The organism is Methylomicrobium album BG8 (genome assembly GCF_000214275.2).
GTDB lineage: Bacteria > Pseudomonadota > Gammaproteobacteria > Methylococcales > Methylomonadaceae > Methylomicrobium > Methylomicrobium agile.
On the sequence record NZ_CM001475.1, the window covers coordinates 3,744,424 to 3,758,069 of the forward strand.

7 protein-coding genes are annotated in these 13,646 nt (G+C 58.3%); 1 reads left to right on the plus strand and 6 read right to left on the minus strand.

Features of this window, described 5'->3' with window-relative positions; all coding sequences use genetic code 11:
- Positions 1-16: 16 nt before the first annotated feature.
- The 3 genes from METAL_RS16220 to nifJ form a co-directional block, all read right to left on the minus strand.
- Positions 17-646, minus strand: coding sequence for a DUF6781 family protein (locus METAL_RS16220; protein ID WP_005374036.1), 630 nt, complete (start codon positions 644-646; stop codon positions 17-19).
- 88 nt (positions 647-734) lie between these two features.
- Entirely contained in the window at positions 735-1,754 is a 1,020-nt protein-coding gene (locus METAL_RS16225) for a dihydroorotate dehydrogenase-like protein (protein WP_005374038.1), read from the minus strand.
- Between the two features lie 232 nt (positions 1,755-1,986).
- Entirely contained in the window at positions 1,987-5,601 is a 3,615-nt protein-coding gene (nifJ, locus tag METAL_RS16230) for a pyruvate:ferredoxin (flavodoxin) oxidoreductase (protein WP_005374040.1), read from the minus strand.
- Between the two features lie 157 nt (positions 5,602-5,758).
- On the opposite strand from nifJ, the gene METAL_RS16235 reads away from it, so the two are divergent.
- Positions 5,759-8,149: a Lon protease family protein gene (locus tag METAL_RS16235; protein WP_005374043.1), complete on the plus strand. Its 2,391-nt coding sequence runs from the start codon at positions 5,759-5,761 to the stop codon at positions 8,147-8,149.
- 123 nt (positions 8,150-8,272) lie between these two features.
- On the opposite strand, the gene METAL_RS16240 is transcribed toward METAL_RS16235, so the two are convergent.
- The 3 genes from METAL_RS16240 to METAL_RS16250 form a co-directional block, all read right to left on the minus strand.
- The gene (locus METAL_RS16240; RefSeq protein ID WP_005374045.1) at positions 8,273-9,403 is read right to left on the minus strand and encodes a PhnD/SsuA/transferrin family substrate-binding protein; all 1,131 of its coding nucleotides are present in this window, start codon (positions 9,401-9,403) and stop codon (positions 8,273-8,275) included.
- Complete coding sequence (locus METAL_RS16245; protein WP_005374047.1) at positions 9,400-12,102, minus strand: PP2C family protein-serine/threonine phosphatase; 2,703 nt, start codon at positions 12,100-12,102, stop codon at positions 9,400-9,402. The genes METAL_RS16240 and METAL_RS16245 overlap by 4 nt, the downstream gene beginning before the upstream one ends.
- Before the next feature lie 919 nt (positions 12,103-13,021).
- On the minus strand, positions 13,022-13,645 hold the full coding sequence (locus METAL_RS16250) for an SPOR domain-containing protein (RefSeq protein WP_005374049.1): 624 nt from the start codon (positions 13,643-13,645) through the stop codon (positions 13,022-13,024).
- Position 13,646 lies beyond the last annotated feature (1 nt).

The window sequence follows — 13,646 nt, forward strand, 5'->3', positions numbered from 1 at the left end:
GTCGTGTTCTTGCTCGCTATTTTCGTGTTTTTTCGGGGTCCAGTCTTTCCGCAATGCCGGCGAGAAAGCCGCCGGCAATCTTGGCCAGCGCCGAGGTCGTGGCCGAAGCGCCGGCCATCACCGCATGCTGGCCGCTAACTCTCAGGTTGTCCAGATTTTCCAGGACAACCCGGCTCTGCCTGCCGACCGCCGTTCCGTTTCGCCGGGCATGTTCGAGAAAATCCCGGGCGATTTTCGCGGCCGTTTCGTTGCCATGGCGCCCGACCGTCTCCAGCGTATCGAGAAATGTCGCTTCGAGATTTTTCAAATCGTCGACGGCTTGCCTGAAATCAAGGCTCGAAAATTCGTCGAGATTCCCTGCCGCCTCTTCGATCGCCAGCTTCGACGCTTCGGCAGTCTTGCTGAGCGTGTCGTCCAGCGCTTCGGTGGTTTGCTTGAAAGCCCGTTTGGCCGGATCGTAATGCGGGCTCATCCCGTCGCTCATGCCTTTCAATACCGCTTCCATCACATTTTTGATGTTGTCGATATCCAGGGTACGCTCGGTCAGGGCCTTCAGCGTGATCGCCCGCACCCGCTCGTAAATATCGACACCGGATTCGACCGTTTCGCGGACTTCTCTTTCAACTTGCTGCATCGTATCGTTCATGGCGTTTCTCTCCGCAAATCGCAAAATGGAAAATCGATGATCATTAGGAAGAATCCTTTCGGCTTAGGTTCCGCATCTCTGCCGGGCCTCAAACCCGGATACCCGGCGGCCGGCTGTAACCGTCCAGCAGATTCAAATAATTCGAACGCTCGAAAATACCGGGATTCATGCAGCGCTGCTTGCTCAACAGCCCTTTCGATTCACTCAGCGCCGCAAACTCATGGCGGGCAAGCCAGTCCCGCATGCCTTGCCCGATCGTGCCGAGATAAGCCGGGCCGCGCTCCAGCAGCACCGTGCAAATCTGGGTCGCATCGGCGCCGGCCAGGATCAGCTTCAGGGCATCTTCGGCCGTACGCACGCCGCTGGTCGTCGCCAGCGACAGCCCTACCTGGCCGTACAAGAGCGCAACCCAGCGCAGCGGCAATCGGCTGTCCGCGGAGCGCGACCATTGCAGCTCGGAAGTCACCTGCAAATTGTCCAGGTCGATATCGGGCTGGTAGAAACGGTTGAACAGCACGACGCCGTCCGCACCGGACAATTCGAGCCGTTTCACGAAATGCGCAAGGCCGGTGAAGTACGGCGACAGCTTCATCGCGATCGGCACCGACACCTGCCGGCGCAGTTCGGTCAGCAGTTCCAGATAACGCGCCTCGATCTCGAGGCCGGATTCGTCGATATCGGCGCTCAGGTAATACACATTCAGTTCGAGCGCATCGGCGCCGGCCTGCTGCAGCGCTTTGCCATGCACGATCCATCCGTCCAGCGATACCCCGTTCAGACTCGCAATCACCGGAATGCGCAGCGACCGTTTAAGCTTGGCCAACTGCTCCAGATATTGGTCGAGGCCGTGCCGGTAGCCGCTGTCGTCCGGCAAGAAGCTGTCCGCTTCGGGATGCCCGATGCTTTGATGGATCAAGAATCGGGCCGCGGTTTCTTCCTGCTGCCGCAGTTCTTCCTCGAACAAGGAATACATCACGATCGCACCGGCGCCGGCGTCTTCGAGCCTCAATGCCGAATCCAGGCTGCGGGTCAAAGGTGAAGCCGAGGCGACCAAGGGGCTGGTCAGCTTCAAGCCTAGATATTCGGTGCTCAAATCGATGCCGTTCATGATTTTTTCTCTCGGTGTTTCCTGGAATATCATACCTGCCGATTATAAAGACAAAAATCGTAGGGTGGGTTAGACGCGCATTGGCACGGCCTTTGAATGCCCATCGGTCTTTGCCGCACGTCGTAACCCACCGAAGGTGCCACAAATGGTGGGTTCGGCGCGCGGAAAGTTTTGTCGAATTCGGAAGACAAAAACAAAGCGCGCCGAACCCACCCTACATAATCGGCTCCGCTCAGTTTTTTTCTCCCGCTTTGGAGGGCTCGCCGTCCCGCCCTGCTTCGCTTTTCGCGAAAACCCTGTCCGCCAGTTCGCGGTAATGCCGGTAGCGCGCATTGACGTCCTGCTGCGATTGCTGCAAGAAGCGTTCCGACGCGTCCGGGTGCGTTCGGCTGAGCAGGCTGAAGCGCGCTTCGGTCAGCGCGTAATCCCGGAACGCCATCGACGGTTTCTGGCTATCGAGCTGCAACGGATTGCTTCCTTCCTGCGCCCGGCGCGGATCATAACGGAGCAATGGCCAATGCCCGCTGCGCACCGCCATGTCCTGCTGGCGGAGATTGTTCGACAGATCGACGCCGTGCGCGATGCAGGGGCTGTAGGCGATGATCAGCGCAGTGCCGGGATAGGATTCGGCTTCCAGGAAAGCGCGCAACGTTTGCGTATCCTTGGCGCCATAGGCGACCTGCGCCACATAGACCTGCTCGTAATCGATCGCGAGACGGGCCAGATCCTTCTTCGGAGTCGGCTTGCCGGCCGCCGCGAATTTCGCGACCGCGCCGCGCGGCGTCGCCTTCGAGGTCTGGCCGCCGGTATTCGAATAGACTTCGGTATCGAGCAGCAGAATGTTCACATCGCGGCCCGAGGCCAGCACATGGTCGAGGCCGCCGTAGCCGATGTCGTAGCCCCAGCCGTCGCCGCCGATGATCCAGACGCTGCGTTTGACCAAGGTATCGACGACGCCGAACAGGCGCACGGCCGCTTCACCGTTCAGCGTTTCCAGGCGTTTTTTCAAGACGGCAACGCGCTCGCGCTGCGCGTAGATGCCGGCTTCATCGCTTTGGTCGGCGTTCAGGATCGCATCGGCGAGTTCCGCACCGATTTCGCCGCGCAGGCCTTCCAGCAGTTCCTCCGCATATTCCTTCTGCTTGTCGATCGCGATCCGCATCCCGAGGCCGAATTCGGCGTTGTCCTCGAACAGCGAGTTCGCCCAGGCCGGCCCCCGACCCTCCGCGTTCCGACTCCACGGCGTGGTCGGCAGATTGCCGCCGTAAATCGACGAACAGCCGGTCGCATTCGCGACCACCATCCGGTCGCCGAACAGTTGCGTCGCCAGACGCAGATAAGGCGTTTCGCCGCAGCCGGCGCAGGCGCTCGAAAACTCGAACAGAGGACGCAAATGCATCGCCTCCGGAATCTTGTTGTGATGCAGCGCGCCGCGCTCAAAATCCGGCAGGCTTTCGAAAAAGCGCCAGTTGATGGTTTCCTGTTCGCGCAGCGGCGGTTGCGGCCGCATATTCACCGCCTTGCGTTCCGGCAGCTTGGGGTCGCGTATCGGGCAAACGTCGACGCACAGGCTGCAGCCGGTGCAATCTTCCGGTGAGACCTGGTAGCTGACCAGCAGATTCTCGAACGCCTTGCTCTTAACCGGCACATACTTGAACGTCGGCGGCGCGGCCTTGACCCGTTCCGGCGCAAACACCTTGCTGCGGATCACGCTGTGCGGACAGACGAACACGCATTTGCCGCACTGGGTGCACAGATCGCTTTCCCAGACCGGCATTTCGAGCGCCAGGTTGCGTTTGTCCCAAATCGAGGTGGCGGTCGGAAAGGTACCGTCGGAGGGCAGAAAGCTGACCGGCACCGCATCGCCCCGGCCCGCGATGATCTCGGCGGTCACATTGCGGATGAACGCGGGCGCATCGTCCGGTACCGGCGGCGGGATTTCGGTCTTGCTGTCGACTGCGCTTGGCACCTCGACACGGTGCAGATTCGCCAATGCCTCGTCGATCGCTTTAAGGTTCGCGTCGAGAATCCGTTGGCCGGCCTTCTGGTAGGTCTTGTGTACGGCCGCCTTGATCGCGGCGATCGCCTCTTCCTTCGGCAGAATTTCGACCAAAGCGAAAAAGCAGGCCTGCATCACCGTATTGATCAGCCTCTCGAGACCCGCGACTTCCGCGATCGCATACGCGTCGATCGCGTAAAAGCGGATCTTTTTCTCGATCATCGCGGCCTGCATCGAGCGCGGCAGCGACGACCACACCCGCTCGGGCGGCAGCGGCGAATTCAGCAGGAACACCGCCCCCGGCGCAGCCTTGTCGAGCATCCGGTAACGTGCCAGAAACACCGGCTGATGGCAGGCGACGAACCCGGCCTCGCCGTCGCCGATCAGATAGGTCGAGCGGATTTTCTCCGGGCCGAAACGCAGATGCGAAACGGTCACCGCACCGGATTTGCGCGAATCGTAAACGAAATAGCCCTGCGCGTAACCTTGCGTCCTATCGCCGATGATCTTGATTGAATTTTTGTTGGCGCTGACCGTGCCGTCGCTGCCCAGGCCGTAGAACAGCGCATTGACCGCCCGCTTCGAGGCGTCGGTCCGAAAGCCCGCGTCCCAGGCCAGGCTGGTATGGTCGACGTCGTCATAAATCCCGATCGTAAACGGGCTTTTCGGCGCCGGATTGTCCAGTTCGTCGAATACGGCCTTGACCATGCCCGGCGTAAATTCTTTCGACGACAGCCCGTACCGTCCGCCGATCACTTTCGGCAGCGCGGCAAAGTACGGCGCGGCGCTCATCGCATCCTGCGCGAGCGCGGTCACCACGTCTTTATACAAGGGTTCGCCGTCCGCGCCGGCTTCTTTCGTGCGGTCGAGCACCGCGATCCGGCGCAGCGTCTTCGGCAGCGCGTCCAGCAGCGCCTCGGCGCTGAACGGCCGGAACAGGCGGACCTTCAGCACGCCGACCTTGTCGCCGCGGCCATTCAAATGTTCGACCGTTTCTTCGGCCGTCTCCGCACCCGAGCCGATCAAAACGATCGCCTTTTCGGCATCAGGCGCCCCCGCATAATCGAACAACCGGTAGCTGCGGCCGGTCAGTTCGGCGAACCGGTCCATCGTGTCCTGCACGATGCCAGGCATCGCCCGGTAATAAGGATTGACCGTCTCGCGCGCCTGGAAATAAATGTCCGGATTCTGCGTCGAACCGCGCAGCACCGGATGTTCGGGGGACAATGCCCGCTGCCGGTGCGCTTCCACCAGCCGGTCATCGAGCAGCGCGCGGATATGCGTCAGGTCGAGCGGCTCGATGCTGGCGATTTCGTGCGAAGTCCGGAAACCGTCGAAAAAATGCACGACCGGAATCCGCGCAGCCAAGGTCGCGGCTTGCGCGATCAGCGCAAAATCCTGCGCCTCCTGCACCGAATTGGAGGCCAGGAACCCAAAGCCGGTCGCTCTTGCGGCCATCACATCGCTGTGGTCGCCGAAGATCGACAGCGCCTGGCCGGCCAGCGACCGGGCCGCCACATGGAATACCGCCGGGGTCAGTTCCCCTGCGATCTTGTACATGTTCGGAATCATCAACAGCAGGCCCTGCGAGGCGGTGAACGTGGTCGCCAGCGCACCGGTCTGCAGCGCGCCGTGGATCGCGCCGGCCGCCCCTGCCTCGCTCTGCATCTCGATGATGCTCGGCACCGTGCCCCAAAGGTTCCTACGCCTGTCCGACGCCCACTTATCGGCCAATTCGCCCATCGGCGACGCCGGCGTGATCGGATAAATCGCAATCACTTCGCTGGTCATGTAAGCGACCGTGGCGGCGGCTTCGTTGCCGTCGATCGTGATTTTGCTCTGTTGCATGATCTCACCTCGTTAAAAAGGTTATGACTTGTAGGGATTGTACTCCTAAAACGATCCGGCTGCGCTGCCCGCAATCCGGGGCGCCTTCGCCTTTTCGAACCCGCCGTCAATGATGATAGAATTGCGGGCTTCTTTTTTTACTTCATCCGAACGCCGCATGACCACCGTCTCCAAACTGCCTGTCGAATCCCTGAAGCTGCACATCGACCTGAGCGGCGTCGATCTTGAAGGAACGTCATTGCCCGATGCGCCGATCCTCGGGCAGGAACGTGCGCAGTCGGCGCTCGAATTCGGCGTGGCGATGGCGCGTCCCGGCTACAACATTTACGTGATGGGCGAATTGGGGCTCGGCCGGCTGTCGATGATCACTCAGCATCTGCACGCGATTGCCGAAAAACAGTCCGCGCCGTCGTCGTATGCCTATGCGGATAACTTCCAGAATCCGCGCGAGCCGGTCGCAATCGAATTGCCGTCCGAATATGGCAGCGTCTTCAGTGCCGATATCGAACAATTGATCGACAATCTTCTGGCGACCTTCCCGGCGGCGTTCGAAAGTCCGACCTATCAGCAGAAAAAGACCGCGATCGAGCGCCAGTTCAATCAGTATTACAATAACGCAATCGAGAAAGTCGATCAAAAAGCGCTGGAGATGAGCATTGCGCTGTTCCGGGAAAGCGAACAGATTTCGTTCTCGCCGATTCGCGACGGCAAGGCGCTCGACGATGCCCAGTTTACGCAGTTGCCGCAGGCCGAGCGCGACCTCTTTCACAAACAGATCGAGGAGCTTGAAGAATATTTGAGCGACGTGCTGCTCGAACTGCCGCAGTGGCGTCGCTCGCTGGCCGACAAGATCAAACAGCTCGACAACGACACGATCAGCCAGGCCATCGAACCCTTGTTCGCCGAACTGAACGACAAGTACCAGAATATCGACGACGTGATCACCTACCTCGCCGAGATCGACAAGAACCTGCGCACCACGATTGCGGACTTCCTGATGCCGGGACGGACCGCCGATCCCCGCGAATTCGCGAACCGGCGGCAGGTGCTGCTCGAACTCTATGCGCCGAACATTCTGGTCGACAACAAGCTCGAACACGGCGCGCCGGTGATCCACGAGCCGCACCCAACTTATCAGAACGTGTTCGGGCGAATCGAATACTCCAGCGAACAGGGCACCCTGGTCACCAATTACCGGCGCATCTGCGCGGGCTCCCTACATCGGGCGAACGGCGGCTACCTGATCCTCGACGCGGAAAAACTGCTGACCCACCCGTTCGTCTGGGAAGGGTTGAAACGTGCGCTGCAAGCCGGCAGAATCGAAATCGAATCGCCCTATTCGGACCTCGGGATCAACACGATCACGCTGAAACCGGAAGTGATTCCGCTGAACGTGAAGGTGATCCTGGTCGGTTCCCGGGACCTTTATTACCTGCTCGAAGAACTCGACAGCGAATTCAACGCGATGTTCAAGATCCTCGCCGACTTCGACCATTACATTCCGCGCGATGCGGTATCGATGCAGCGGTTTGCGCAGTTGATGAACCGGCATGCGCAAGATTCGGGCGCGAAACCCTTGGCCCGAAGCGCGATCGAGGCGCTGATCGAACACAGTTGCCGGCTGGCCGAAGACCAGCATCGTTTTTCCGCGCGGATCACCGAATCACTCGACATCATCGGCGAAGCGAACCTGTTCTGTCTGCAGACAGGCGGCGACCGGATCGGTCGGGAGCAGATCGAAGAGGCGCTGGCCGCCCGCGAATTCCGCAACGGCCGTCTCGCTGAAATGATGCTCGAAGAAGTGCTCGACGGCACGATTCTGATCGATACCGAAGGCAGCGCGGTCGGCAAGATCAACGGCCTGACCGTGCTCGAAATCGGCGGCAGCAGCTTCGGCGCGCCGGCCCGGATCACCACGACGGTCTCTCCCGGCTCGCGCGGCATCGTCGACATCGAGCGCGAAGCGGAACTCGGCAAGGAAATCCATTCGAAAGGGGTACTGATTCTGACCGGCTACCTCGGCCATACCTACGCACAGCAGTTTCCGCTCGCGGTCTCGGCCAGCATCGCGATCGAGCAGTCCTACGGCGAAGTCGACGGCGACAGCGCCTCGCTGGCCGAACTGTGCTGCCTGATTTCGGCGCTGACCCGCATCCCGATCAAGCAATCGTTCACGGTGACCGGCTCGATCAATCAATACGGCGAAGTGCAGGCGGTCGGCGGCGTGAACGAAAAGATCGAAGGTTATTTCCGGCTGTGCAAGGCGCGCGGACTGGTCGGCCATCATGCGGTGATCATTCCGGCCGCGAACAAACGCAATCTGGTCCTGAAACAGGAAGTGATCGATGCGGTCGCGAAGGGGCAATTTTCGATTTATGCGGTCACCAGCGTCGACGAGACGCTCGAATTATTGACCGGGGAACCTGCGGGCACGGTCGATCACAACGGCAATTACCCGGAAAACAGCATCAACGCCAAGGCCATTTCCCGCTTGAAGGAAATCTCGGACATGGCGAACGAGGATGAGGAGAAATCCGAAGGCGCCTGACTGGGCCGCATCGGATGATCGCCGGAATCGGCAAACCGGCGGCTGGGCGCATTTCCGCCGCGGCTCAAGCTCAAGCCGCGGCGGAAGGGTAAACCCGGCACCGACTCAACGGTTTAAAGCTTCCTAACCGGCGTAGCGGTCATATACCATTTGCAGCATCTGAACTTCGCCCGGTTCAGGTTTGCACCAGCCGCTGATCTGGATGTCGCGCAGAATCGTTCTGCCTTGCTCGTCGTTTTCCATATCCTTCAAAATATCGGCCAGCAGCCTGCCTTCATCTTGCAGATGAGGGGCCACGCAAAAAAGATGGCAGGCGAAGTGAGTTTCGCTTTCGTCAAGCTTGCGGACATTGTTGCGGCTGAACGAAGAAAGCCCTTCGTACGATTTTTTCAGCATGAAAACCAGATCGCATTTTTTTCGAATCAGTGATTGAAGTACCTTGATTTCATTGCCGGCAAAATCGTAGGTAAATTTCGTCGAGTCGATACCGCTTTCGTCGCATAAAAACCGGCCCAGCAAATACACAAAGCTGTCCTTCGTCGCCGTGCCTACGCACACCCCATGATACTCGGGCAAGGTCCGCCGATCATCCACCCGGGTCAGCAGAACCACTTCGTCGACCTCCGCCATCGGACGCATCGCCGGCACGAAACCGTAACGTTTGATCATTGCGCAAGCTTCAAACGGTTTTGCGAACAACAGGTCGGTGTAGTCGCCGTCCAGATGCTCCGCCGACTGTTCGAAATGGATCGCTTTTTTCATGCGGCGCTGCAGATACGTATTGAGCAGATACCAACCGGTCAATTGGTGCCCCGACTGCAGGCTGGCCACGAAATTCAACTTGTCGTGCGCGGCATCCGGACTTTTCTGTCTGGCCTCGGCGTCCCGCGGCGCGGGAACGGCGGCCGCGGGCAAAGCGTCCGCGGCGGCGGAATGACCGTCTGACTTGACGAAGCGTCCAAGGCCGGTAATTTTGAACAACATGCTGATCATCCGGTCCAGGCTTTGCACCTCCACGCGGATTTTTTTCCGCTCCCATTCTTCGAACAATTTCAGCAACAGCGACAGGCCCATCGAATTGACCCGATCGACCTGGCTGAAGTCCAGCAACACATGCGCCTTCGACGGTATGGCGGTCAACGGCTCCAGCACCGGATTGGCATGCGCATCGATCGAACCGATGAAATTGTAACAATAGCGGTTGTCCTGCTCGGAAACGGGCTGGATGGAAAAACTGCTGATCATGCCGCTCATATCGATGCCCTCATTTGATAAGCCGATTCATACTCGCTGTGATAGAGAAACTGAAGGCCGGACTCCACGCCCATATCGACGCTGCCGTGCAAATCCCAAAGGGTCGTCACCTGGGTGCGTTTCTGCGGATGCACCCGGATCTGCAAATAATCCGACATCCGCCACATCATGTACAGACCGACGCCGCCGACGCCGGCTTCGACGCCTTCGGACATCGCGTGCGCCAGGTTTTTCAAAAACACGCCGGGCGTCAGGGTGCCCCAGTTGTCGGTGATCATCAAACCGAGGATGTCTTCGCTTACCGCAATGTCGATACGGACCTCTTCATGCGACGACAATTCACGGGATTCGCCCTTGACGTAATAAGCAACCCCTTTGCCGTCCCGCGGCGCGGCATAGAGGCTGTTTTCGGTCATCTCGTCCAGCACCATCATCAAGGCGTCCAATTGGTCTTTGGGAATATGTCCCTGATCTTTCAGCCAGGCATGAATCTCTTCCACGATAAATGATTTGTCGTCCGTATGGGTCAATTGAAAATGGCGATATTGCGCCCTGCCGGGCATCAACGCATACAAATCGTCGTCGGGCGATTCGTTGTGCTGGTTCAGCAAGTGGTTCCAGCCCAACTTTTTGCAAAAATCGTCGTGCCTGGGCAGGATCCGGCAAATGCCGTCCTGGCTGAAGCGCGGCAACAGGTCGGAATAATCCTGTTCGGCAAGGAATACCACATATTCCTTCGCAATCCGCGGGATCGGGTGGTCGCCCTGGCGATAAAAGTTTTCCGAAATGCGGATGATATCGCTGACTTCATTGCTGGCGGCGGTCTGCGCCACGCGGTCGCTGTGCGTCACGATCATCATCGTCACGTCGTCGGAATACAGCATGCTCCGGCAGTGCCGCCTCAACGCGTCCAGGATCCGATTGCGCAACTGCTCCGCGTCTTCGACATCGGTATTGGCGTTCAGAATCGCTTCGAGGCGGTCATAACCGAAAGGCTCCCCGCTGGGGGACTCTTCCTCGACCAGTCCGTCGGTATAGAGAAACAAGCGGTCTCCAACTTCCAGCGTCAATTCGAGCACGGACTCCTGATAGTCCGAATCGGCGCTCTTCCCCAACGGCAGACCGGATGCTTCCAGCATTTGCCAACTTTGGGCGCCGCGCTTCAATAAATACGGCAAAACATGGCCGGCATTCGCAAATGCCAGCTTGCCGGTGTGCGCATCCAGACTCAAACAAGCCATCGTCATCAGCAACGATTGCTGCGCCGTCGCGCGCATCGTATCGTTCAGCGAGTTGAGTATCTCGCTCGGACTGGTCACGCCTTCGTGGATCAAGGGATATATGCCCGCCTTCGCGGCGCCCACCATGGTGCCGGCCGCAACGCCGTGGCCGCTGACGTCGCCGACCATCAAAATGCTGTGGTGCCCGCTCACTTTATAGTAGTCGTAGTAATCGCCGCCGACTTCGCTCGAAGTCAGCATGTTCGCGACGCCCTGCAGACCGGGCAATTCGATAGTGGGCTGCGGCAGTATCGAACGCTGCAGGGTAGCGGCCAGATTGACCTCGCCTTGCAGCCGGGCGCTCAATTGCGCCAGTTCGGCATGAGCCTTTTGCACTTTTTTCTCGGCTTCCTTGCGCTCGGTGATGTCGATGCCGGTATTCAGAAACATCATCGGCATTCCGCTGGCGGAATTCTTGATCACGGTGGGATTCCAGACGACATGCAGATAATCGCCGGTACTGATCCGCATGCGCGTTTCGGTTGCTTCGGCAAATTCGACGGTCCCTGCCATCATGCCGGAAAACAGCGCGCGCAGTTCAGCTTGTTCCTCTGTGGGGATAAATTGGTCGAAAAAATCCTTGCCCTTCAGTTCGGTTTCCGGCCAGCCGGTATTTTCCTCGGCATGATGATTGAATAAAACGATTTTACCGTCCGCATCGAGGCCGATGATCAATGCCTGGGTCGTATGGATCACGTTATCGGCGAATGCCTTTTCCTGCCGCATTTTCAGCGCGCTTTCCTTCAGGCGCTGCACCATCGGCTGCAGCAGCAGCACGCCGACCAGTGCCAGGGACGCGAGCAGAATCGCAAACATCAGATGCTGTTTGTTGGCGGTACTGCCCAACATGAATTCGGTCTGGCGCTGATAAATCGAGCTGACTTTATTCATATCCTCCAACAGCAACGGCGATAGCGTAAACAATAATTTCTGCAGATCCGGATTGGAAGGGAGAAGCTCTTTCGCTGGAATTCTCTGTATTTTACGGGCCAGGGCGAGATAGTCCCTGACCAGATGATCGAGCGGCTTGCTTTTGTTGAAATAGATGAATTTGAGATCGGCCGGCAGATTCCCGGATACGCGCATCAGCCGGTCTCCTTCCCTGATGTAGCGGTCGCCGTCCCGCAGCGACATGTGCATCTGTTCCAGTTCGTTCAAACTGACGAGTATTTTTCCGTCCGGCTTGCGGTCCATGCCGTTCAGTCCGGCAAAGACTTTCTGGCTCAGCATCACGTTGATGTCCTGAACGACCTTGCCTTGTTCGGTGCTCATTTTCACGAGAAGCGCATTGCCTTCCTGGCTGCGAAGGTCGGTAATGAGAACGAAATAGGTAATGGTGGCTACGCCGGCCAGCACGAAAAGCACTGTCGCATATTGCTCCAGCATTCTCCCGACCAAACGTCGAAATAGATCTTGCATCGATGATCTCCTCTAATTTTTGCCTTGTCTCGGCTTATTGTTCTTATCAGGCCGGAATTTCAAGCGAATGGACTTCGGTTCGCCTTCGCCCGATCCGTACTACCTCGACCTTCCGATGACCCGCCGCACAGTAAAAAACCGTTCCGACGCTCACGTATCCGATAGTCCCGAATTCGGCCGAATGCGCGCCGATGGTTTCGAGCGCCTTCGATGACCGCCGCCAAGCTGGGTCAGCAAAAGGATTTTTCTCGGAAAAACCCAGCCTTTTGCTCGATTTTTTCCTTAACCCAAACTTAGCAGACATCAAATTTATGTCAACGCCGGGAAATCGCTGCCGAAAACAATGCTGTAAGTCCTGGAAATCGGCCTCTGCCGCTATGATTCAACAGATAGCGTCTGTATTTCTGCCTGACACCGGCTCTCCCGCGCCTTTGTCTAACGGCCGCCGATCCTTGCTTTTTATTAGTCGAAATAATGATTATTTTTCAAAAGCTTAATATAACAACAAAGAGAACACCGGTACGGCCTCGCTTGTTTTGCAAACCGCTCCGAATTCTTGGCGATTTTGTGACGGTATTGGCAAAAATAATGCCGTGACAAGCTATGAATGGATTATCGAGACGGCCGCTATGCGCTTTCCAGCTCAGGCATTGCATTTAGCGCCTAAAGAAACAGTCTTCATTCCGGACCGGCGCCGCCACGCGGTCAATCCGATTCGATCGCCGCACCGCAAGTAAACCGGCGGCGAGCAGCTCGGACTTGTCGGCACCGGCTGGCACGGTCCCCGGTCAAACAGTCGGACCTTTGACGGGATCAAGGAAGTCCGGCATCAAGAAAACCTACCAGCAGCAAACGGAGCACCTTTGCCGCCAAGGCAAAGACGCCACTGACTGAAAAATCCGTTTACGCGGACGAGCGTTCATTGCCCGTATTCGGCCACGATCGTATCGATACCGTTCTGGCGCAAGCGCGAACGGATCACGCCGACGCTGGCCATGCGCGTATAAGGACCCAGCGTCACCCTGTGCCAGGTCACGTTTCCGACCTTGGCCTTCTCGATCCGCGATTCGATCCCCATCAGAGCCAGTTTGGCGCGCAGGCGGTCGGCTTCCGCCGCGTCTTTATACGACCCCACCTGCAGAATATAGCGCGCCGCCTTGGCTTTGCCGACCCGCTCCTCGCGCATGCGCGTGTTGATCTCATGATCGGGCACGACGATCTCTTTTTTCGGCAGATAGGTGTAGAAGTCGAACTGAGGGCCTTTCGGCTCGGGCACCGCCTCGACCTTCAGCGTGCTTTTATCTTCCGGCTTAGCCGTCGGGCCGGATGCCGCGTTTTCGGTAACCGGCACATTGCCGGCCTGTAAAGGAGTCCCGTTTCGAGCTCCCTTGCTGGCCAGATAGAACAAAAAGACCACGAAGCCGATAATCAACGCGGTGATCAGCATCCAGCGCCACAACGCCAGGCCGTCTTTCTGCCTGGGCCTTCGGCTGCGGGCGGATTCGCGGGGGTCTTGAGCTCGGTATTTGTAATCTCTGGGCATG

What these genes read in the sequence shown, in the direction of transcription:
- METAL_RS16235 (WP_005374043.1), top strand. Translation starts at nt 5,759, where the DNA reads ATGACCACCGTCTCCAAACTGCCTGTCGAATCCCTGAAGCTGCACATC.
- nifJ (WP_005374040.1), bottom strand. Translation starts at nt 5,601, where the DNA reads ATGCAACAGAGCAAAATCACGATCGACGGCAACGAAGCCGCCGCCACG.
- METAL_RS16220 (WP_005374036.1), bottom strand. Translation starts at nt 646, where the DNA reads ATGAACGATACGATGCAGCAAGTTGAAAGAGAAGTCCGCGAAACGGTC.
- METAL_RS16245 (WP_005374047.1), bottom strand. Translation starts at nt 12,102, where the DNA reads ATGCAAGATCTATTTCGACGTTTGGTCGGGAGAATGCTGGAGCAATAT.
- METAL_RS16225 (WP_005374038.1), bottom strand. Translation starts at nt 1,754, where the DNA reads ATGAACGGCATCGATTTGAGCACCGAATATCTAGGCTTGAAGCTGACC.
- METAL_RS16240 (WP_005374045.1), bottom strand. Translation starts at nt 9,403, where the DNA reads ATGAGCGGCATGATCAGCAGTTTTTCCATCCAGCCCGTTTCCGAGCAG.
- METAL_RS16250 (WP_005374049.1), bottom strand. Translation starts at nt 13,645, where the DNA reads ATGCCCAGAGATTACAAATACCGAGCTCAAGACCCCCGCGAATCCGCC.